Here is a 21,605-nt window from a genome sequence, read left to right on the forward strand (position 1 = left end):
ATGATTGAATCCCGAAGAGCTCAATTCAATGCCGAATTTTCCTCAGGAAAATACCAAGCTTTTCTAGAAGATTTAGCTGGGGATTTCAATTACCTACCGACTTTCAGAGTTGCTGAAACTCCTTTTTTTATTCCTCAGGAATTAAAACAACAACTGGTAGAAGCTTGCGAAGAGGTTTGTGATTTTGTCAGAAAGCCAAACTTCAAAGCGATTACACAGCGTGCAATAGATTTGAATACTGATGTTCCTAACGAAGATGCACATACACAGTTTATGGCAATTGACTTTGGAATCTGTGAAGAAAATGGTAAGATAATTCCCAAGCTTATAGAGGTTCAGGGATTTCCTTCAGTTTTTAATTTTCAATTCAATCTTTTTCAGAAGATTCAAAATCAATATCCTTTCACATCAGACCTTACTCCTTATCTATCGGGTTTGAATGAACAGCAGTATCTTAATAAGCTGAAGGAGGTGATTCTAAGCGGATATGATGAATCGGAAGTAATTCTTCTGGAAATAGAACCGGAAAAGCAGAATACGAAGATTGACTTTTATTACTGCCGAAGGGACTTGGGTATTCCGATTGTATGTGTGACGGAGATAATAAAGGAGGGGGATCAGCTTTTTTATTTGAATGAATCCAATGAGAAAGTGCGAATTCGACGCATCTATAATCGTGTCATATTTGATGAATTGAATCTTCGAAAGGATCTGAAGATGCAATTCAGCTTTGAGGAAAATCTGGATGTGGAGTGGGCAGGACATCCTAATTGGTACACAAGAATTTCCAAGTTTATTCTACCTCATCTTCAGGGTAAGTATTTTATTGAAACCAAACTTCTGAGTGAATTGGAGGAAATTGCAGAGGATTTGGAAAATTATGTATTGAAGCCTCTGTTTTCGTTTTCGGGTTCAGGAGTAATTTTCAATGTCAAAAAAGCTGACATAGAAAGCGTGAAGGATAAGGATCTGTATATACTTCAGAAAAAGGTTTTCTATGCTCCCGTAATCCAATCTCCCGATGGCAAAGTAAAAGTTGAGGTAAGAATACTGGCTTTATGGCCTGAGAAAGATGAGAAGCCAACCTTGGTGGGTAATCTGGTAAGGCTAAGTCGCGGAGAGATGATCGGTGTGAAATTTAACAAGGACAAAGACTGGGTTGGGGGATCAATTGGTCTTTTTGAAAAGTAGTATAGAGGCTTTAAAACAAAAAATGGCAGTGAAAAATCACTGCCATTTTTTTGTCATTTATTGTTTCCAACCCGCAGGGTCTTTTCGCCACTCTGAAAGTGATGCCAGCATATCATCTGTGATGTATTTTCTTCTTACTGCCATAGGAAGCATTTCTTCGTAGTGACTAAGGCAAACAAGTTTCACACCTGCTTTCTCAAAATTTTGCTGTGCTACTTCAAATCCATAACTGAATATGGCCACCATACCTAACACCTCAAATCCAGCATCCAATAGGTCTTGAGTTGCCTTAAGAGAGCTACCTCCTGTAGAAACTAAATCTTCTACCACGACTACTTTTTGACCTGGCACTACTTTTCCTTCTATCATGTTTTCCATTCCGTGACCTTTAGCTTTGGAGCGAACGTAGATGAAAGGTAGATCGAGATCATTAGCAAGTAAAGCTCCCTGAGGAATTCCTGCTGTAGCTACTCCGGCGATCGCTTCCACATTTGGAAAATAATGCTGAATGCTTCTCACTAACTGTTCTTTAATCATTGTTCTGACTTTAGGAAAAGACAGGGAAAGTCTATTGTCACAGTAAATAGGTGATTTCCAGCCAGAAGCCCAGGTGAAAGGTTTTTCAGGCTGTAATCTAATCGCTTGGATTTCCAATAATTTGTCAGCTACTTCAGCAGCTACGTTAGCATCTAAAATTTCCATGGGCTAAAAATAAGAGATTAACTTCGGCTAAGGTTGTAGCAAGTAAAAAAAATATGCACTTTTGATTAATTCCAACAATGCCAAACCTTTGATTCACCCATGAGAATCTTCGTGAATGACAAACCATTTGATCTGATAAGCTACGAGGAATTGAATCCCTCAAAGTCTTATGAGGCTGTGTATCAGCAACTAGATGAATTACCGGCGAACTTGCCTTGGAAAGATGATATTCTCTTCCATGAACCCTCACACGATCTGATTATCCGCTTGCTGTATATCCTGCGGACCCGAAAGCTAAAAGATCTGGATTCGATTACTTTGGTGAGTAAGGACAAAGCGGCTTTGAAGAAATTTGTTAAAAGCCGCTTTTCCACGATTAAAGCTGCAGGAGGAATTGTAGCAAAAAAAGATAAAATACTACTGATCTACCGTCTTGGAAAGTGGGATTTTCCTAAAGGAAAATTTGAAAAAGGGGAGACCCCAAAGCAATGTGCAGTTCGTGAAGTAGAGGAGGAATGCGCTGTGAAAGTGAAAGCTGGAGAGCATATTTGCAATACTTGGCATACCTATTCACAGAATAGAAAAAGTATCCTGAAGAAAACTTATTGGTATGAAATGGTTTGTTTGAATGATTCGCAGATGACCCCTCAGGAAGAAGAGGGTATTGAGGATATCCGATGGTTCTATGAAGCGGATGCAAAAATCGCTTTGATCAATTCATATCCATCCATGCGTTATCTCTTCAAACAGTATATTAAAACTCATTTGAAGCCTCAGACATTGTAAGGAAGAAATTCTGTCACATCTCCACCAAAGCGATGTACTTCTCTGATAATAGTGGAGCTGATAGCCGCGTATCTCGGTGAAGTGATGAGAAAGACTGTTTCCAATTCTTCGTTTAGATAACGGTTCATTTGACTTATCGTATTCTCATATTCGAAGTCTGTAGTGTTTCTCAATCCTCGTATAAGAAACTGGGCATTGTGCTTTTTTGCTAGGGTGGAGGTCAATTCATTGTACACAATGACCTTTACTCCAGGTGTATTTTCATATACGCTTTCCACCTTCTTGACCATATCTTCTATCTCAAAGTATCTGGATTTTTTAGTGGAGTTATAGCCAATTCCAATAATCACTTCATCGAATAAATCGAGACTTCTCATCACAATGTCATGATGTCCAAGTGTATAAGGATCAAACGAACCTGGGAAAATGGCTGTTTTTTTCATCTGAATGTTATTAGGTGTTTAATGTTCATCCTTATAAACTATGGAAGTGATCAGAAATAAGTTATCTACAAGACGCTCCAATTAACTCGATTCCTTTTTATTAATCGAATTGCCAATTGGTTTCAAATAGATTTTCTGATTTCAAATGCTTGAATCCGTGTGTATAATTTTGGTTTGCATGTGGGGCCATCAGGCGGAAGTTATAGAAGTATTCCTTACCCCATGTGTCAGAAATTCCACTTTCCTCAGCTGCACCAAATATACTGATGCGTACGTGATTCCGATCAAATTTCAATTGCTCGCATAATATCAACGCATACTTCAAAATATCCTCTTTTGCTTCAATTGAAAAGATATTGAATGCGGCAAGCTCTTGATTTGAAAATGCTGCGGCATAAATGTGATTTCCAAAAACGCTGATTAAGATCTCTTGTGAAATCAGATTAAATCTTTCTTTGAAAAGGTAAGAAAGGAAGGATACGCTTCCGTGATGAAAGGCCAATTCGGAAAATCTAGCTTCCAATGACTTCTTCATCTTAGTGGGAATAGACGAGAGCACCTGAAGATTATTGCTGTCCAATGGTGTGTTAAAAAAGCTTAAATTATCTTTCTGCTCTCCAGCAAAAGACAAATAGGTTGATTCCTGACCAGGTTGAAACAAAGCACCAGGAACCAGACTAAAATCAGCTTGGTGAAGGTATACAATAGCCGGAACATCGACTTTCAATAAATGATCTGAAATAACCAGATGTTCTAACAAATTCCAATCAAAATTCATGTATTCGTGAATACATATATTCGTCTGATTCTTATCCTTCGCAAAGATGAACAAGGAATCAGGATACAAAAAAAGTGATAAGCTTGCTGTGTCTTCCACATCAAACTTATCACTTTTAAATACTTTAAGATTGCTTTCCAAAATAGGAGGTTTTATTTCCAGTTACCTTCAGTTGAGGCGTCTGTTCTTGAACCTACTTTTAAGGCTTTTTCGTTGTTATTTAATCTTCTAGCTGGATTGATTGGAGCAGGATCTCTAATCTCAAATACAGATACTTCGTATTCATTTCTTTCTACTTTATCTGCAAAGAATTCGAATTGTTTTCCTCCAGATCCTGGAACTACAGCAAGACCATCAAGTTTGAAGTCAGGATATTTTCTTTCGTTGAACAAGGAATCTATCACAGGCACTGATCCAAGAGTATCGAAAGTAACAGTAACTTCTTCCGCTCCGTAATCCAGAACTTTAGTAGTTTCTTTTCTTTGGATAAGCCAGATTTTACCATTTTGGATAAATGACTTCAATTCATTCCAGTTCTCGGCATATCTTCCGTTTGATGCTTGAAATGCCAACTCAGCATCTCTGAGCATTTGCAATTTCTCGATGATTGCCGCTTCTACAAGCGCAATTCTTTTTTCGTCCTCAACTACGTCGTCAACACCTTTCCAGAGAAGGTAGCCAAGACCAATTGCCACTACGAAGAAGACCAAGGATAGTACTTTTGATAAATTCATTTGCTAAAATTTTAAGAATCTGGGTAAGGTTGAAGGTTATAAATCGTGCTATTTTAGAGAATTATTTTCAAAATTAAAATATCCTCGCAACAATACTAAGTCCTCTAGAGATTTTATTCCCCAAAAGATTTGATGAAGGGCTTCTTTAGGCAATGATCGGATTTCATTTATCCCCATCCACTTTATCTCTTCTATGATTTGTGAATCTGGATATAGTTCAGGATCCGTACCCAATGTCAAATTTCCTCCTTTTTTTTCCACGCGAAAGAAATGTTCCATTGCGTGAAGTGGTGCTGCTAGGTATTCGTGAACGAAAAGATAGGCTATTACTTCTATATCTAGGCCAGTTTCTTCGGAAAACTCTCGTTTTAAATTTTCTTCGGCGCTTTGTCCAAAATGCATTCCACCACCTGGAACTGACCATAAAATCTCCCCATTTCCCATTAAATGTTTGATCATCAGGATTTTTTTATCTTCAATCAGGATACCATTAACCCGTGTTCTGAGATGATTTCCAAACTTTGCTTCGATTTCCTTGCTGATTTTGTCTTTTGGCATTTACATTCGTTTGTATGAGTAAAGATAATGAGTCATTGCCGAGGCCATCAGGATTACTTACCAAATATTTTCCTTTCGAGCCAACATCCGGTCAGTCAGCATTTTTTTCTAAGATGGATTATTTCCTACTGATGGAGCCTGAGAAAAAGCCAACCTTCGTTTTGCGCGGTTATGCCGGTACTGGGAAGACGTCTGTTATTTCTGCTCTGGTGAAAGTACTTCCCAAATTATCCATGCGCTCACTATTACTGGCTCCTACGGGCCGTGCTGCAAAAGTAATGAGTAATTATAGCGGGCGTGCTGCATATACGATTCATAAAATTATTTATAAGCCTAAGGCAGAAGATGGAAGTTTGGGAGGGGGATTTATCCTGCAAAAGAATTATTACAAGGATACTGTATTTATAATAGATGAATCATCCATGCTGGCAGACGATGGTGGCATGTCAGGCAATTTGTTGGGAGATCTGATCAGTTTTGTTTTTCATGGGCAAAATAACAGACTACTCTTGGTAGGGGATACCGCGCAGCTTCCTCCTGTAGGTTCTGAATTTAGTCCTGCTCTGGAAGCTGATTACCTGTTAAGACATTTTCGATTAGAAGCAGATTATATAGAATTGACAGAAGTCATGCGCCAGCGTTTGGAATCCGGTATTCTATTCAACGCAACCAATCTGCGCCATCAATTGCAGCTGGAAAAACAAGAGATCCAAATCAGCACAAGTCAGTTCAAGGATATGTTCAAAATGACAGGGGAGCGGTTGGAGGATGGTTTAAGATACGCTTACGATAAGTATGAAACTGAAAATACTACTATCATCACCCGTTCCAACAAAGCTGCAGTCCAATACAATCTCTATATCCGAAGAACTATTCATTTTTTTGATGATGAAATCAGCTCAGGAGACTTACTCATGATCGTGAAAAATAATTATACCTACATGGCAGAGTCCGAGCGCGTGAACTTCCTGGCAAATGGCGATATGGCAGAGGTGATGAAAATTCGATCATTTGAGGAGTTTTACGGACTCAGATTTGCTACGCTGGAGCTTCGCCTGTTGGATTATCCTGATGAACCGCATTTCGAGGCCAAGGTAATTCTTGACACACTTTATTCTCCCAGCCCTTCTTTGACAAGAGAGCAATACAGGAATTTGTATCAACAGGTGTCTGAAGATTACGCCGATGTTGCAAGTAAGGTGGAGCGAAAGGAATTGATTAGAAAGGATCCTTTCTTAAATGCCTTGCAAATCAAGTTTGCCTATGCGCTCACCTGTCATAAAGCTCAAGGTGGGCAGTGGAAAGCGGTGTTTGTAGATCAGGGATACTTGGCTGAAGATCAGGTTAACAAAGACTTCACACGCTGGCTTTATACAGCCATGACTAGGGCCACGGAGGAATTATACCTTGTGAATTTCGCACCAAAGTTTTTTGTTAAGCCTAAGGAGATTGAAGACAAAGAGTTCTAGTGCTTATTAATCTTACTCCAATAAGTTTTTTGGCAAGGTATTTTCACTTCATGACATCCTTAATCTTTAAACTTCGTTATTTTGAAGTTGATACAAAATGTTGAATATTTGAATAAGAAACAATAGTTGATCTGCAATCAAGCTTAAGGCGAATCTTCATTAAGTAATATGATTATGGTTAATGATGATCTCCCGGAGTAAGGTTGGGACTGACTACGTTACAATTGAAAAAATAAATTAAAAGGATATGAAAAAATTAGGATTACTATTCACTTTCTTTGCTTTGGTATTTGCATTTAATGTCAATGCTCAGGAACAAAGTGGTGCTGCGATCACTTTCAAGGAAAAATCAATTGATTTCGGAGATATTACCCAAGGAGATAAAGTTTCCCATACCTTCGAACTCACTAATACTGGTACTGCACCACTAGTGATTTCCAATGTAGCCGTAACCTGCGGATGTACTGCTACAAGTTGGCCTAAAGAGCCGATTGCTCCGGGTAAAACTTCGGAAATCAAAGTGTCATTTAATTCAGCCGGAAAAATGGGTAAGCAGAATTCTGTGGTGAGAGTTTACTCCAATGCTTCAGAACCAATCGAAAAAGTATCTCTGATTTCAAACGTTCTTCCAAAATCAAAATAGTCCGGTTAGAGCCACCAAGTAAAGCCTCCTGAGAAATCAGGAGGCTTTTTTATTTTCTATCCATAAAATATCTGTGGATCTGAATCCGAATTACTCAAAATCTTAATATCGCTTTGAAGTTGCTCTAGAGGATAAAAGCAGAGAGAAATTATCAGATGAGCTAAAGATCACTATCATCTACTCATTGAATTTTTAAAAAGGCATTTCTTCCACCTAGGAAACTTAGGTCTTTATAAGTTTTTAAAACCTGACATTCTATGTCGTAATCAGTAACTTATTTCTTCAATAAATAAATGAAGACTTACTTTCGATAGAACCAAAAATACAAGGTTATCGTTTTGATTATTCGCAGCTATAAAGATTGATTTGATAAAATCACTTTAATAAAATCATTCCCAAATCAATCTTTGATTTCATCCAATTTGTGAATATTTCAGCGAATCACCCCAAAGAAATTTCTTAGTTAAATTCTGAATATGTCCTTTGAACGCACACAGGAGAAATTAAAAATACTTGCAGACGCGGCTAAATATGACGTTTCCTGCTCATCCAGCGGGAGCAATAGAAGTAATACTACCAAAGGACTTGGAGATGCCACAGGTATGGGAATCTGTCATTCTTATACAGAAGACGGTCGTTGTGTTTCCTTATTGAAAATCTTGCTGACCAATTACTGCATTTTCGATTGCGCATATTGTGTAACAAGGAAAAGTAATGACATTAAGCGGGCAGCGTTTCAGGTTCAGGAGGTAGTGGATTTGACTATAAATTTTTATCGTCGAAATTATATCGAAGGTCTCTTTTTGAGTTCTGGCATTTTTAAGAGCGCTGATTATACCATGGAACGATTGGTGGCAGTAGCTAAAAAGTTGAGGCTGGAGGAGAATTTTAACGGATACATTCATCTCAAATCTATCCCTGGAGCCTCAGATGAATTAATGAAAGAAGCTGGACTCTATGCCGATAGATTAAGCGTAAATATTGAAATCCCTACTAAAGAAGGATTGAAATTATTGGCTCCTGAGAAAAAGCGAGAAGATTTCATTAAACCGATGATCAAAGTCCAGAATGAAATCATTCAGTACAATTCAGAAAAGAAACTTATCAAGAGCACCCCGAAGTTTGCTCCTGCAGGGCAAAGTACTCAAATGATCATTGGTGCCAGTGGAGAAAGCGATCAGCAGATCATGTGGACCTCAGATTACTTCTATAAGAAATTTGATCTAAAGCGTGTGTATTACTCTGGATATATTCCTATTAGTTATGACAATCGTCTTCCGCAAATAGGAACTGAGGTGCCGATGCTTCGGGAGAATAGATTATATCAGACAGATTGGCTGATGCGGTTTTATGGATTCAATGTCCAAGAGATTTTAAATAACGAACACCCAAATCTTGATTTGGATGTAGATCCAAAGTTAGGTTGGGCATTAAGAAACTTAGAGCATTTTCCGGTAGATGTAAATAAAGCCGATAAAAATATGCTTGCAAGAATTCCTGGCTTGGGAATGAAATCTGTCCATAAAATCATTCAGGCCAGACGTTTTCGAAGTTTGAACTGGGAACATCTTCAGCGAATGGGGGTGGCACTGAATAGAGCTAAATATTTTCTTGTATGTGCCTCCAATGATTTTGAACGTCGGGATTTAACTGGGCCTCAGTTGAAATCACTTATTCTTCAAAATTCGACTAGCAAATATCAAAAGATTCTAAGCTCCCAAATGAATTTGTTTGTGTAAATGATTAATGTACAAGATTCAATATTGATTTATGACGGAAGTTTTGATGGGTTTTTGACCTGCATCTTTGAGGTCTATGAATTGAAATTAAATCAGGTTTCTATCCGTAAAAACGATATCACCCAAGAGTCCTTATTTGGAAAGACTCGCGAGGTATTCACTGATCCCATAAAAGCAGATCGAGTATGGAAAGGTATTTCCAAGAAAACTTCATCCTCTGGAAAGACCCGCCTTTATTATGCTTTTTTAAGTGAAACAGCAGATGTGGAGAATCTACTTTTAAGGTACATTCAGTATGTTTTCAAAAGTAAAATTCAGATTGATTCGGATTTCAGCAATGAGGATGTTTTGAAAGTCACCCAGATAGCAAAAAGTGTAGGTAGGGAAAAACACCGAATGGAAGCCTTTGTGAGATTTAGATTGACAAAAGAAGGATTTTACTTCGCAACTATATCCCCAGACTTCAACGTGGTACCGCTTATTTCTAAACATTTTGAAAAGAGATATGCGGATCAAAAATGGCTTATCTATGACCTCAAGCGTCATTATGGTATTTTTTACGATTTGGAGAGAGTAGACATTATCCAATTATCCCTCCCCGAGGATTTCAATGCTACCCAAACTTCTTCAGCTTATTTTGCGGATGAAGAATTGGAATTTCAAACGCTGTGGAAAGATTATTTCAAAAGCACCAATATCCAGTCTAGAAAAAACATGAAACTTCATGTTCGACATGTTCCAAAAAGATATTGGAAGTATTTGAGTGAGAAAATGGAATAAAAATATTCCGGCAATAAATTAACTATCTGAACCAACATTTAAGTTGCAGTAAATTTGGAACTGTGTAGGAAATAATTGGGTTCTCCAATCCTAACAAACTATTTCATGGCTAAAAAAGCAGAGCGTAAAGTGACCATGGGTCAGGTCTTTCAGACCATTATCTGGCCGAGAAGAAAGCATTTATTTTTAGGTCTATTTTTAATCATTATTTCGCGCTTAGCAAGTCTTGTGCTTCCTGGGGCGAGCAAAATTCTTATTGATGAAGTTATTCCTTCCAACGATTTAACCAAATTGAAATGGCTGATTGGTGGGGTGGTTTTAGCAATAGTGGTGCAGTCAGTCACATCATATGCTTTAACACAAATATTAAGTGTAGAAGCCCAAAATCTGATTTCTAAACTTAGATCGCAGGTTCAAGCACACATCATTAAACTTCCGATTCGATTCTTCGACAATGCAAAAACGGGAGAGCTAGTATCCAGAATTATGACCGATGTAGAAGGAGTCAGAAATTTGGTAGGAACAGGCTTCGCTCAAATGATAGGAGGGATTTTGACGGCAGTCATTTCACTGTTTCTTTTGATCAGCATCAGTCCAATGATGACATTATATGTGCTGTTGCCCGTGGTGATCTTTGGATTGGTTTCTTTAAAGGCTTTTGGGAGAATCCGGCCTATTTTCCGAGAGCGTGGGAAAATCAATGCCCAGGTAACCGGACGACTCACTGAAACTCTGGGAGGAATAAGGGTGATCAAAGGATTTAACGCTGAGCAGCAGGAAATAAATACGTTTGCGAAAGGAGTAGATGAGCTTTTTCAGAATGTAAAAGCGAGTTTGACTGCCACAAGTTTTGTCACCTCCATGGGAGCTTTGCTATTGGGTTTGGCCTCTGCAGGAATTATGGGGATAGGTGGATATATGATCATGGAAGGTGATATGACCTTTGGTGACTTTTTGGCTTTCACTCTTTATTTAGGATTTATGATTGCCCCGATTGTACAGATGTCTAACATAGGTAGTCAATTGACGGAAGCTTTCGCTGGATTGGATCGTACCGAAGAAATTATGAATACGCCACTTGAAGCTGATGATCGCACCAGAACGGTAGCATTGAAGGAATTTAGGGGAGATATTAAGTTTGAGAATGTTTCATTCGCTTACGAGGAGGATAAAGAAGTAATCAAAGGAGTTAGCTTCCATGCTCCAGCAGGCTCAGTGACCGCTTTGGTGGGAACATCAGGATCCGGAAAAACCACCATTGCAGGATTGGCAGCTACTTTTCTGAATCCAGATTCTGGTAAAATTACATTAGATGGTAGCGATCTTCAGACGATCACCTTAGAGTCATTTCGCTCTAGATTGGGTGTGGTTCTTCAGGATGATTTCTTATTTGAAGGGACAATCAAACAAAACATTCTTTTCCCTAGACCTGATGCGAGTTTGGAAGATTTACAAAAAGCGGTTGTAGCTGCGCATGTTCAGGAATTCTCGGATAGATTTGAAGATGGCCTGGATACCTTAATAGGTGAAAGAGGGGTTAAGCTTTCCGGCGGACAGAGACAGCGTATTGCGATAGCTAGAGCAATTTTGGCAGATCCTAGAATTTTGATTTTGGATGAAGCTACTTCCAATTTGGATACCGAATCAGAGACATTGATTCAAGCTAGTTTGAAAGAATTGATGAAAGGGCGAACCACTTTTGTGATTGCTCACCGGTTGAGTACGATTCGCCAGGCAGACCAAATTTTGGTTGTGGAGAAAGGCAATATCGTGGAGCGAGGCCAACATGATGAATTAATAGCTTTGGAAGGAAGGTATTTTCAATTGTATACCTATCAGTCGAGAATATAGGTTTTTATGATCTTTACACAGAATTAATCAGTATGGAAATGTGATGTTCCAGTACTATGTTGTTAGTATTAATACCATAACCAAAACTAAATAGTTTTACCGGAAGGATAAAGCGAAAGTGGGTTGAATAGAAGGAACCTATCAATCAACGTTTATTTTGAAAGGCGGCAAATCCTCAATCCGCAATTGAAAGTCCAACTTATCAAATCCCTTTTATTATCTCGACGACCTGGGCAATATGCTCTGCTTGGTAGAAATTATCGTGGACTACTTCATGTTCTATTCGTTCGTGCTCCCAGGTAATGTGAAAAGGGATGTGAATGGCGTGCCCACCCAATCCTAAAACTGGCAGGACATCTGATTTTAGGCTGTTTCCCATCATCAGAAATTCCTCAGGAGTTACGTCAAGATGGCGGATCAGTTTTGTGAAATCTGCCTCTTTCTTTTCGCTCATGATCTCGATATGGTGAAAATAATGATCCAAGCCGGACTTCTTCAGCTTACGCTCTTGATCTACCAAATCGCCTTTGGTAGCCAATACTAGACGGAAATCATTTTGAAGTTCTGCTAAAACCTCTTCTACGCCGGGAAGCAATTCAACAGGTTTGTCCAGCATATCCCTGCCGATTTCCAGGATTCTATCAATTGATTGGATTGAAATTCTATTGTCGGAAATACGCATTGCAGCTTCAACCATAGAAAGCATAAAGCCTTTTATCCCGTAGCCATACAATTCCAGATTTCTTACTTCGGTAAGGTAGAGCTCCTTAAGAGAAGTATGTTGCGGAACAAAATTCTCCATTAACGCGGTGAATTCTTCCTCTGCTTCGCGGAAAAAAGGCTCATTCACCCAAAGTGTATCGTCCGCATCAAATGCTATTATTTTGATCATTTAAGTAGTTTGATTTTAGTAAACGTCACTGGTCGTATTACTGAGTAAAATAATCCAGTGAATATTTAGGTCACTTTTATTTAGATCCAATCAGGTAAACGGATTTACCACATTAGTACAAAATGGTGCTCAAAATTAAAATAAACCATGAGAACTTCAGCTGATCAATGATCAGGCAAGCACTTCTAGTAAACAGCTTACCCTTGATGATGTTTTAGTTCATAATAATAAGGGTCTGAAAAAAGGCAAACAATACTGGGCTGAACTTCCTAGGTATTTTGTTGGTATGGCAATCGTATTTAACTGGGATTTAATGAGATGTGATTCCTTATTCATTCTATCTTTTTGACAAACTCTATTAATTATAGACTTTGAGAGTCTCTCAATTATTCTTTCTAAAAATTCGAAGCTCGACATCATCGTTGATTTGCATACAGGATGCGGGGGTTTGATTACATGTCGAAGTTCGAATTACCTGAAATTTGTATAATCATTAAAACAAAGATTTATGGATATCAAAAAAATAGCATTGGGAAGTCAGGGACTTATAGTTCCGAAAATTGGTTTGGGATGTATGGGAATGACTGGCTTTGAAGAAGGCCATATGTATGGAAAATCAGATGAACAGGAAGCGATAGCAACGATCCATAGATCTTTAGAACTGGGAGGGAATTTTCTGGACACTGCAGATCTGTACGGGCCGCTGAAAAATGAACAGCTTATAGCAAAGGCGATCGAAGGTAGCCGGGATAAGTATCTTATTGCTACTAAATTTGGTTGGGAAATAGATGATAATAACAAAGTGACTTGGGCGATCAACGGGAAAAAGGAATATGTGAAAAAAGCGGTAGAGCGATCTCTGAAAAATCTAAATACAGATTACATTGACTTATATTACTTGCATCGTTTGGACAAGAATACTCCCATAGAAGAGACTGTTGCGGCGATGAGCTTACTGGTAGAAGAGGGGAAAGTCGGCTATTTGGGACTTTCTGAAGTGTCATCCGAAACAATTAAAAGAGCTCATGCCGTTCATCCGATCACGGCAGTTCAAAGTGAATATTCCTTATTTGAGCGTACTGTAGAGGAACGTGGTGTATTACAGACCTTAATAGATCTTGGAATTGGATTTGTCGCTTATTCTCCACTGGGGAGAGGATTTTTATCCGGAAACATCCGAAGTATAAATGATTTGCCGGAAGATGATTTTCGTCGAGCAATCCCACGTTTCCAGGAAGAGCATTTTCATAAGAATATTGAGTTGGTCAAATTAATAGAAACGATGGCTGAGGAAAAAGGAATTACCTCATCGCAACTCGCGTTAGCATGGATTATTAGCCGAGATATCTTGCCAATTCCAGGCACGAAACGTCGGAAATACCTAGAGCAAAATATAGCTTCTGTAGACGTAGAACTGAGTCAAGAGGACCTGGCAAAGCTGGAAAGTATAGTTCCTTTGGGAACCGATACGGGCCTTCCATACGATGAATTCAGCATGGGGCTAATAGACTAAATTTTGTAATCGGCTGCATTTCATAATGCAGCCGATTTTCCTCAATTATTCACCTTATGGATAACTACCATGAATACAATTAAATCCATCTCAGAATTTCACCGCTTACTTTCTTTGCAAGAACCAAAGCATCCGATGGTGAGCGTGATTAACCTTGCAGAAAGCATTTTTCTGGAAGATGAAGTTTGGAAAGGTTTTGTAAATCGATTTTACTGTGTGGCATTAAAACGGGAAGCAAAGGGCAAAATAAAATATGGCCAGCAACATTACGATTACGATAAGGGAGTATTGAGTTTCACTGCACCTAATCAGGTTCAGCATTTGGATCTTCAGACTATAGAATGCGGCTCAGGATATCTTTTGATTTTTCATCCGGACTTCCTTATGAAGCACCCTCTTGCCCGAAGCATCACTAAATACGGATTTTTCTCCTACGCCACCAATGAGGCTCTTCATCTATCTGCCGAAGAGGAAGATGATCTAATTACCATACTTACCAAAATAGATAAAGAATGTGCACCAATCGACAGGCATACTCAGGAAATTATCCTTTCCCAAATTGAATTATTGCTGAATTATTCGAAACGCTTTTACGAGCGTCAGTTCATCACCCGCAAAAACAACAATCATCAATTATTGATCAACTTTGAAGAGTTATTAAATAAGTTTTTTGAAAATGAGCAAACTGATCTATTGACGGTTCAGCATGTAGCAAAGCAAATGAATCTGTCCCCGAATTATCTAAGTGACCTTTTGCGAGTGCACACTGGCCAAAATACCCAGCAGCACATCCACGAAAAATTGATTGAAAAGGCTAAGGAAAGACTATCCACCACTAATCTGTCGATTAGCGAAATCGCTTATGCATTGGGGTTTGAGCATTCCCAGTCTTTTAGCACACTTTTCAAAAAGAAAACTACTATGTCACCATTGGAATTCCGCCAATCATTCAATGACTAGCAAGGTTTCCTAATGTTAGCTTGCATGCACAATATCACTCATTATAGACTTGTGGAAGGTCCGACCAATTGGTAAAATATTTCCTCCGATCTTTACAGAGTCGCTGTTTATTGCTTCTATTTTAGTTCTGTTGACGTAATAGGATTTATGAATTTGATAGAAAAGTCCTGCAGGAAGTTTGTGAAAAAGGTTTTTCGCTGTAATTCTGAGTGTATGTAGCCGCTCCTGACATGCCAAGTGCGTGTAAACTCCTTCGACCTTGATCCAGTTGATGTTTTTAACAAGTATTTTCTTCAGCCATCCATTTTCTCTGATGAAAATTTCCTCTTCAGTTTCTATAAGTTTCTCCACTCCGGATAAATCTTGCTGAAAGAACGACTGGTGAAAATCCAAAACCTCAAAGTTCTTATGACTACAAAGGGAGGTTAAAAATAGCATGATCTCGCCTGCAGCAAGAGAAGTAAATATTACAACTGAGTTCTTCCCGTATGTAAAAGTTCTGGATGAACCGTTGGCTTCTTCAGGATAAATTTTGAACAGTTGAGTTTTTTCATCATCTACAAAGTTCAATATGTCTTGGTGAAATGTGGCAAGAAACCATTTCAGTTTTGCGTAAGGATCAATAGAATAATTTTCTTCGTATTCTGAAAAATAGCCCTCATTCATATCATTAACAGTTAAAATGAACAATACTAACTGAAAATGAATTACGAATAAAGATCAATTTCGGATTGACGCGTATCAGATCAATTCGAAAGTTTATTAATGTTTTGGAGTAGCTTGTGGTAATAATTCCTTCCCACTGGGATTTCAGTTTCCTCGATTTTCACAGCAGATGAACTCAAGGCATCCACTTTTTTCATATTGACGATGTAGGATTTGTGTATTCTGACAAATTGATTTTCTGGCAATTTTAGAATTACTTCTTTTACAGTATTTCTAAGAGTGTACTGTCGGCCCATTACGTAAATGTGCGTATACGAACCATCAGCTTTTATCCATTCGATGTCATTGACCATGATTTTTTTCAGCCATCCATTTTCCCTAATGAAAATCTCGGAATCAAGCTTGTCAGGAGAACCGATCATTTTCGAGGCTTTTTCATTTGATTGACGGAATGTCTGAAGAGCCAATTCAATGCTCGTAATTATAGATTCGGAAGTGAAAGGTTTAGTTATAAAACCGTCTGGTCTGATATGGTTTACTTTTTTGACAATATCTTTTCCGGAGGAGGATGTCAAAAAAACTATAGGAACATCTATGGTCTGCCTTAATTCCTCTGCCAGGTCAATTCCATTTTTCTTCCCCTTGAGCTGTATATCCATCAAGATAAGGTCCGGTAGAACAGCTTCTATTTTGGTACAGGCTTCTTCAGCCTTATCAAGAATACCGCAAACCTCGTATCCTTGGATTATCAACATTTCCTTGACGTTTTCTGAAAGGTTCTGATTATCCTCTACCAAAAGAATTTTGGTTTTTGTAATCATTTTGAATCTAATTTTCGATTGATAAGAAATATTAGTTAATTCATTATTATTGATAAACTACATATAAAGTTTCATATATCTTAGTAATTGCCAAATATTATTTATCATGGATGCTGAAAAAGTTATGACTGCTTTTGAGAATGAAGATTTAGTTTTTTCACTTAAATCTGGGAAATTACTTAAAATCAATAAAAGAGTAAGCGGCTTCCTGGACTCTCAACTATTCAATGGCATCAATTCATTAAACCAATATCAGGAAATTTTTTCAAGATACACAGTTGGGAATAAGCTATATGAGCGGAAAGAACTAGGAGAGGGAAACGATTTCTTACTGGAGTCTACCATTCTTTTTAACGATAAGATTTATAACCTCAATGAATTAGTTTGGGTAGATAGGGAAGAATTGACACTTCATATCTTTATTTTCCTAGTTTCTGAAAATAATGTTTTTGAGCTTCCGGAAAAGTCCATGATTGAAATCGTGGATAAAATGCCCGGTCCCGCTATTCTATTCACCAAGGACTTAAATAAGGTAATTATTGCTAATGCACCTATAATAGAATTACTAAATCAGCCTATATCACAGTTGGTGAAGGGATTTTCCTTAAACAGTTTTTTCGCTGAAAAAGCTGCTTTTAGTAAGATGGTGAACTGGTGCAATGATCAGAAAAACAACAGATTAACAATTCAGGCAAAGTTATTTTTGAAAAACCAAAATGGTAATTGGTTTGATATCAATCTTTTTAAAGCAAGAATCGATGAGGTGGATTGTATTTTGTGCTTATTAAAAGACATTGATAAAGATAAAGCAGATCAGCTGAAACTTAAGCGGTCAAATAATTTACTCACCAAAATTGTAGAGGTCCAGAAGCACTTTTTGGCTCAGGAATCTGGCGATAAACCTTACCAGCTTTTACTCACTAATATGCTAAGCGTTATAGAAGCTAGCCTTGGATTTATAGGCGAAGTAATAGATCATAAAGGCAAAAAAGTTTTGAAAATCCATGCCGCTACAGATATTTCTTCGGATGGACATATTGCAGCGCAGCTTTACCACAAATATCTCAAAGAAGATTTTCTATTTCAGAATTTAGACAACCTTTTTGGTGCGTGCATTACCGAATCAAAGGTGATTTTAGAAAATAACCCTCCGTCCAATCCACATACAAAAGGAAACAAAATTCCAGGTCATCCTCAGATCAACAATTTTCTAGGTGTTCCTATTTTCAAAAAAGATGAGGTCATCGGGTTGATTGGCCTTGGTAATAAAGAAGGAGGTTTTGCTGAATCAGATATTCAGGACCTTCGACCATTCGCGTCAACCTACTCCGTGATTATTGAAGCGTTTAACTTTGAAGTGGAGAAAATTAAATATGAGAAGGAGTCGTTTGAGAAGGCTCTTATACTCTCTAAAGTAGCGGATTATTCACCGGATTTAATCGTAATGGTGAACGAGAATTTTGAGCTGGAATATATTTCCAAGGCAGCTGAGAAATTCTTGGAGAAAGGAGTTCTTTATTCAGCGATTCCAAGAAAAGTACGCGCTCTACTGAAAAAAAGCCTTCAGGAAAAGTACAAAGTGTCCAAAGATCTTTACCAATCCAGGCTCCAAATTCGAACAAAAGGGGGAAATAAAATATGGCTAGAATCGATGGTAAGTCTCATTGAGGAAAACAACGAAAACAAGCTTATAGCGATTATCAGAGATGTTTCAGTTCAAGTTCAGATAGAAGATAACTTAAAATTATCGCTCAAAAAGGAGCGGGAGTTCAATTCTTTTGTCAGTGATTTCATGAACACCGTTTCGCATGAATTCAAGACTCCACTAGCTACAATAATGTCCAGCCTGGAAATTACGCAGCATTACTTATCTGATTCTTCGGCCAGTCATTCCCTACCTAGAATAGGATATCACTGCAGAAAAATTCAGACTGAAGTTAATAATTTGCATCAGTTAATAGCACATTCCCTAGATTACAACCGATTTGCAAACCAGGGTGCTAAACTAAAAAAAACCAAAGTTTCTTTCAGAGGCTTTATAGAGGATTGTTTAAATAAATATGGTTTGCTGAATAGTATTGAATACACTCCGGAAGTTTCGCATAGTTTTGAGGTCATGCTGGATAAGTTTTTGATTGAAACCAGTTTGGTAAACATCATGACAAATGCTATCAAGTATGGCTCTGATTCTAAGCCTACTTTACGGTTGTTTTTTGAAGATCAGAAATTTGGATTTACAGTTTCAGACCGTGGAATCGGTATCAAAAAAGAAGAATTAGCTTATATTTTTACTCCCTTTTTCAGAGGCTCTAATGTGAGAGGTATCGAGGGAACAGGCTTCGGTCTTGTGGCAGTTAAAAATTTCGTGGAAATTCATGGCGGTACCATCAAAATAGAATCTGATGTGAATATAGGCACTCGTGTAGAAGTGCAAATTCCAATCTAATTTGCTTTTTAATTGACTTATCTTACTTTTTAATGAGCTGTTGTAAGGGAACAGGTATAATATGTTATCCAAATGCATAACGCTGTCATTGTTATTATATAAATCTCTTATAGCTACCAAGTCATTAACTTATTAATGTCTTTTATATATAAAAAAACGATTCCCACTACTTCTTATTTCACCTAGATTCAATTGAATTCTAATTACTTAAGCTAATTGTTATATTCAACTAATTAGCTTCCTGAATTAGATGAATTGAAAGATGAGGAATGGTTTTGTGTTTAAGGGAATTTTATTCTTATTACTATTGATAAGTATCAATAGTTTGCTGAACTATTGCTTAGCCTCAACTCCTGTATATCCTATTACAGCTACTAGAATAAGTAGTGATAGAAGGTGTGTAGAATCAAACTGTAGCTATTATACTGTAGAAAATGCTAATAATGCTAAAGCAGATGATGGATTATATAGTAGGATGTATGCTAACTCTGGTGCAATTGCAGGTTTAGGCAGCTATAAGTCAGTTTTAGATTTAGGGTTTGGACATACTATTCCAGCCAACACTACTACATATATAAGAATTAATGGAGACGAAAGTCTTTTTCAATCTTTATTGGGAGGGAGCCTGGGGGATTTACTTTCTGAAGTTTTGGGATCTGTCTTATTTGGTCAGCAAGAGATAATTATTGAAGCCCGTACATCATCGTACCCAGTATTATCACGCTCAAGTATTGATGGTTTTGACACTAACAGAGTCAGATTAGTGAGTGACGAATCCGGTAACTTTTATGTAGCCATTAAGCCCAATGCTTCCTATGATCGGATCAGAATTACCAATAAAGCTTCCTCTGTTGCAGGCTTTAATAAAACTTATCTGTTGGATGTTTACCATGCTTTCTACTATCCGCCTGATCCCTGTGGAGGGCAGCCAATTTTTACCAGCTATGATGGAAGTGGGATCTCTTTGGAAGTTCTGGAGGCTAATAGTGCTGTGGAATCCTTAAATCTGGCTATTGATAGCGATTTGGATAATACGTTCTCAGAAATATCATTAGGAGTGGTGGGAGTTGCAGGCACTGTGGAGCAAATGATCTATTTCAACTCGCCTGTTCAGCCAGGCAATGAGGTTCTGATTAGTATGGCAACAGGATCTTCCTTACTGGATTTGGGACTTTTGAATCATGTAGAATTAGTGGCTTATAATAATGGATCTGTAGTAAGTGTTACCTCAGCTTCTTCTCTTCTTGAGCTAGATGTGTTGGGATTATTGGCGTCGGGAGAATTTTTCAAGTTTCCTATAAGCAGCGATGTTTCAGCTATTGATCAAATCGGAATAAGGGTATCTTCCTTGGTTGGGGCAGGCTTGCTGGAGGGAAGTTTGAAGATAAGTGGAGTTACAGTGGAACCTGTAAGACCAGAAATTCCCGATGTTCCTGAAGAGGGATTCTACGAAGTTTGTTGTGGACAGACTATTACAGTGACTCCTAATAATACTGCTGGGGGCAATTTGAATTGGTATCGGGTAGAGGCTGATTCTGAGATGTCATTGGGATCATCTGCTACTTATAGCCCACCTATTGATCTTCTTCCTGGAGACTATGAATTTTTAGTAAAATCTACCGGATCGTCATGCTTCTCTGAAAGTGAGCCTTCCAGATTTAAACTTAAAGTAAATCCAATTCCAACTCCTGCAAACTATTCCATTCAGCCATCTGGGGAAATAGGAATAGATGAAGATGGCAAGTATAAGTATGTAGAAGGCATAAACCCTGTCACACTCAATCCAAACTTGATGGAATGGGACGGAGAAGGGGATTTTAAATGGTTTTTGGACGAAAATATGACTATTCCACTTGAAGATGGGGATGTAATAGATGAAGTATTATATGAAGTGGAAGAGGGAGTCCTGACCATGACTGGGTTAAAGTTTAGGGACGAAACAGACCCTTATAAATTTTATCTCAATTGGGTGCCAGAGGATGGGTGCGGACCTAATGAGGTAAAGGAATTGGATCTAAGCTCTATCGTAAGAATACTTAATGTTACTTTACTTGACTTTCAAGCGCATAGCACAAGCGAAGGTAATGTCTTAATTAGTTGGCAGCTAGCGGTCGATAAACCTGACCAAGATTTAGATTTGATTGTTCAGAGAGCGGGAAATGATCTAATTTTTAAAGATATATGGACAGACAGGAAGTCTGAATTCGTAGATTTTAGTTTTTTGGATACTGTCCCTCTGATTGGGGAAAATTATTACAGATTGGAAGTAAGAAACTTTCATGGAGAACCTGAATTCACCTCTGATCTAAGACGAGTCTTTGTTTCGGAGAGGGATAATAAGCCGTTTGTAGTGTTTCCGAATGAGTTCCAAAACTTTTTCTCCATCAGATCATCGGAACTTCACGATAAAAAAATTTCCTACTCACTCTTCACCAGTGAGGGCTCTCTTTTAAGAAGTGGATCAACCAAAATATCTCTTCAGACTTCTATTCTAATCGAAGGATTAGAAGCTCACTCACCCGGAAGATATATTTTACTTATCGAGGAAAATGGCCGGTCATTTATATATCATTTGATCAAAAAATGAAAGCCGCATAAGTAGATGTCAATATTTGGTGTTGGATGATATCTCT

The 21,605-nt window shown here is 38.0% G+C and carries 19 protein-coding genes; 11 read left to right on the top strand and 8 right to left on the bottom strand.

Annotation, left to right across the window (positions count from 1 at the left end; translation table 11 throughout):
* Positions 1-1,191, top strand: coding sequence for a hypothetical protein (locus tag AACZ73_RS06720; protein WP_339876558.1), 1,191 nt, complete (start codon positions 1-3; stop codon positions 1,189-1,191).
* Positions 1,192-1,248: 57 nt separating this feature from the next.
* On the opposite strand, the gene pyrE is transcribed toward AACZ73_RS06720, so the two are convergent.
* Positions 1,249-1,893: an orotate phosphoribosyltransferase gene (pyrE, locus tag AACZ73_RS06725; protein ID WP_339876560.1), complete on the bottom strand. Its 645-nt coding sequence runs from the start codon at positions 1,891-1,893 to the stop codon at positions 1,249-1,251.
* Between the two features lie 99 nt (positions 1,894-1,992).
* Here pyrE and AACZ73_RS06730 point away from each other — a divergent pair, with 99 nt between their 5' ends.
* On the top strand, positions 1,993-2,679 hold the full coding sequence (locus tag AACZ73_RS06730; RefSeq protein ID WP_339876562.1) for an NUDIX hydrolase: 687 nt from the start codon (positions 1,993-1,995) through the stop codon (positions 2,677-2,679).
* Here AACZ73_RS06730 and coaD read toward each other — a convergent pair.
* The 4 genes from coaD to AACZ73_RS06750 all read right to left on the bottom strand — a co-directional run bounded on the left by coaD (position 2,667) and on the right by AACZ73_RS06750 (position 5,192).
* Positions 2,667-3,122: a pantetheine-phosphate adenylyltransferase gene (gene coaD, locus AACZ73_RS06735; protein ID WP_339876564.1), complete on the bottom strand. Its 456-nt coding sequence runs from the start codon at positions 3,120-3,122 to the stop codon at positions 2,667-2,669. The two genes, AACZ73_RS06730 and coaD, sit on opposite strands and share 13 nt — an antisense overlap.
* Positions 3,123-3,222: 100 nt before the next feature.
* Positions 3,223-4,041: a DUF3822 family protein gene (locus AACZ73_RS06740; RefSeq protein WP_339876566.1), complete on the bottom strand. Its 819-nt coding sequence runs from the start codon at positions 4,039-4,041 to the stop codon at positions 3,223-3,225.
* Between the two features lie 11 nt (positions 4,042-4,052).
* A complete protein-coding gene (locus AACZ73_RS06745) occupies positions 4,053-4,634 on the bottom strand; it encodes a hypothetical protein (protein WP_339876567.1) in 582 nt (193 codons plus the stop codon).
* 48 nt (positions 4,635-4,682) lie between these two features.
* Positions 4,683-5,192, bottom strand: a complete 510-nt coding sequence (locus AACZ73_RS06750) for an NUDIX hydrolase (protein WP_339876569.1) — start codon at positions 5,190-5,192, stop codon at positions 4,683-4,685.
* 14 nt (positions 5,193-5,206) lie between these two features.
* Between AACZ73_RS06750 and AACZ73_RS06755 the strand changes: the two genes are divergently transcribed.
* The 5 genes from AACZ73_RS06755 (at position 5,207) to AACZ73_RS06775 (ending at position 11,674) form a co-directional block, all read left to right on the top strand.
* The gene (locus AACZ73_RS06755) at positions 5,207-6,661 is read left to right on the top strand and encodes an AAA family ATPase (RefSeq protein WP_339876571.1); all 1,455 of its coding nucleotides are present in this window, start codon (positions 5,207-5,209) and stop codon (positions 6,659-6,661) included.
* Between the two features lie 247 nt (positions 6,662-6,908).
* Complete coding sequence (locus AACZ73_RS06760) at positions 6,909-7,304, top strand: DUF1573 domain-containing protein (RefSeq protein WP_339876573.1); 396 nt, start codon at positions 6,909-6,911, stop codon at positions 7,302-7,304.
* A gap of 476 nt (positions 7,305-7,780) precedes the next feature.
* On the top strand, positions 7,781-9,043 hold the full coding sequence (locus tag AACZ73_RS06765) for a putative DNA modification/repair radical SAM protein (protein ID WP_339876575.1): 1,263 nt from the start codon (positions 7,781-7,783) through the stop codon (positions 9,041-9,043).
* The gene (locus tag AACZ73_RS06770) at positions 9,044-9,823 is read left to right on the top strand and encodes a TIGR03915 family putative DNA repair protein (RefSeq protein WP_339876576.1); all 780 of its coding nucleotides are present in this window, start codon (positions 9,044-9,046) and stop codon (positions 9,821-9,823) included.
* A 105-nt stretch (positions 9,824-9,928) separates the two neighbouring features.
* Positions 9,929-11,674 (top strand): ABC transporter ATP-binding protein, encoded by a 1,746-nt coding sequence (locus AACZ73_RS06775; protein ID WP_339876578.1) that lies wholly within the window; start codon positions 9,929-9,931, stop codon positions 11,672-11,674.
* Between the two features lie 202 nt (positions 11,675-11,876).
* On the opposite strand, the gene AACZ73_RS06780 is transcribed toward AACZ73_RS06775, so the two are convergent.
* The gene (locus tag AACZ73_RS06780) at positions 11,877-12,566 is read right to left on the bottom strand and encodes an HAD family hydrolase (RefSeq protein WP_339876580.1); all 690 of its coding nucleotides are present in this window, start codon (positions 12,564-12,566) and stop codon (positions 11,877-11,879) included.
* A 508-nt stretch (positions 12,567-13,074) separates the two neighbouring features.
* On the opposite strand from AACZ73_RS06780, the gene AACZ73_RS06785 reads away from it, so the two are divergent.
* Both AACZ73_RS06785 and AACZ73_RS06790 read left to right on the top strand, forming a co-directional pair.
* Positions 13,075-14,079 carry an aldo/keto reductase gene (locus AACZ73_RS06785; RefSeq protein WP_339876582.1) on the top strand — a complete coding sequence of 335 codons (1,005 nt, stop codon included), beginning with the start codon at positions 13,075-13,077 and terminating at the stop codon, positions 14,077-14,079.
* A gap of 69 nt (positions 14,080-14,148) precedes the next feature.
* Positions 14,149-15,039: a helix-turn-helix transcriptional regulator gene (locus AACZ73_RS06790; RefSeq protein ID WP_339876583.1), complete on the top strand. Its 891-nt coding sequence runs from the start codon at positions 14,149-14,151 to the stop codon at positions 15,037-15,039.
* A gap of 15 nt (positions 15,040-15,054) precedes the next feature.
* Here AACZ73_RS06790 and AACZ73_RS06795 read toward each other — a convergent pair whose 3' ends face one another.
* Together AACZ73_RS06795 and AACZ73_RS06800 are read right to left on the bottom strand one after the other, a co-directional pair.
* The gene (locus tag AACZ73_RS06795) at positions 15,055-15,705 is read right to left on the bottom strand and encodes a LytTR family DNA-binding domain-containing protein (RefSeq protein ID WP_339876584.1); all 651 of its coding nucleotides are present in this window, start codon (positions 15,703-15,705) and stop codon (positions 15,055-15,057) included.
* Between the two features lie 80 nt (positions 15,706-15,785).
* On the bottom strand, positions 15,786-16,526 hold the full coding sequence (locus AACZ73_RS06800) for a response regulator (protein WP_339876586.1): 741 nt from the start codon (positions 16,524-16,526) through the stop codon (positions 15,786-15,788).
* 106 nt (positions 16,527-16,632) lie between these two features.
* Between AACZ73_RS06800 and AACZ73_RS06805 the strand changes: the two genes are divergently transcribed.
* Together AACZ73_RS06805 and AACZ73_RS06810 are read left to right on the top strand one after the other, a co-directional pair.
* Positions 16,633-18,972 (top strand): ATP-binding protein, encoded by a 2,340-nt coding sequence (locus AACZ73_RS06805; RefSeq protein ID WP_339876587.1) that lies wholly within the window; start codon positions 16,633-16,635, stop codon positions 18,970-18,972.
* A 262-nt stretch (positions 18,973-19,234) separates the two neighbouring features.
* Entirely contained in the window at positions 19,235-21,559 is a 2,325-nt protein-coding gene (locus AACZ73_RS06810; RefSeq protein ID WP_339876588.1) for a hypothetical protein, read from the top strand.
* Positions 21,560-21,605: the final 46 nt, after the last annotated feature.

The organism is uncultured Algoriphagus sp. (genome assembly GCF_963974835.1).
Taxonomy (GTDB): domain Bacteria; phylum Bacteroidota; class Bacteroidia; order Cytophagales; family Cyclobacteriaceae; genus Algoriphagus.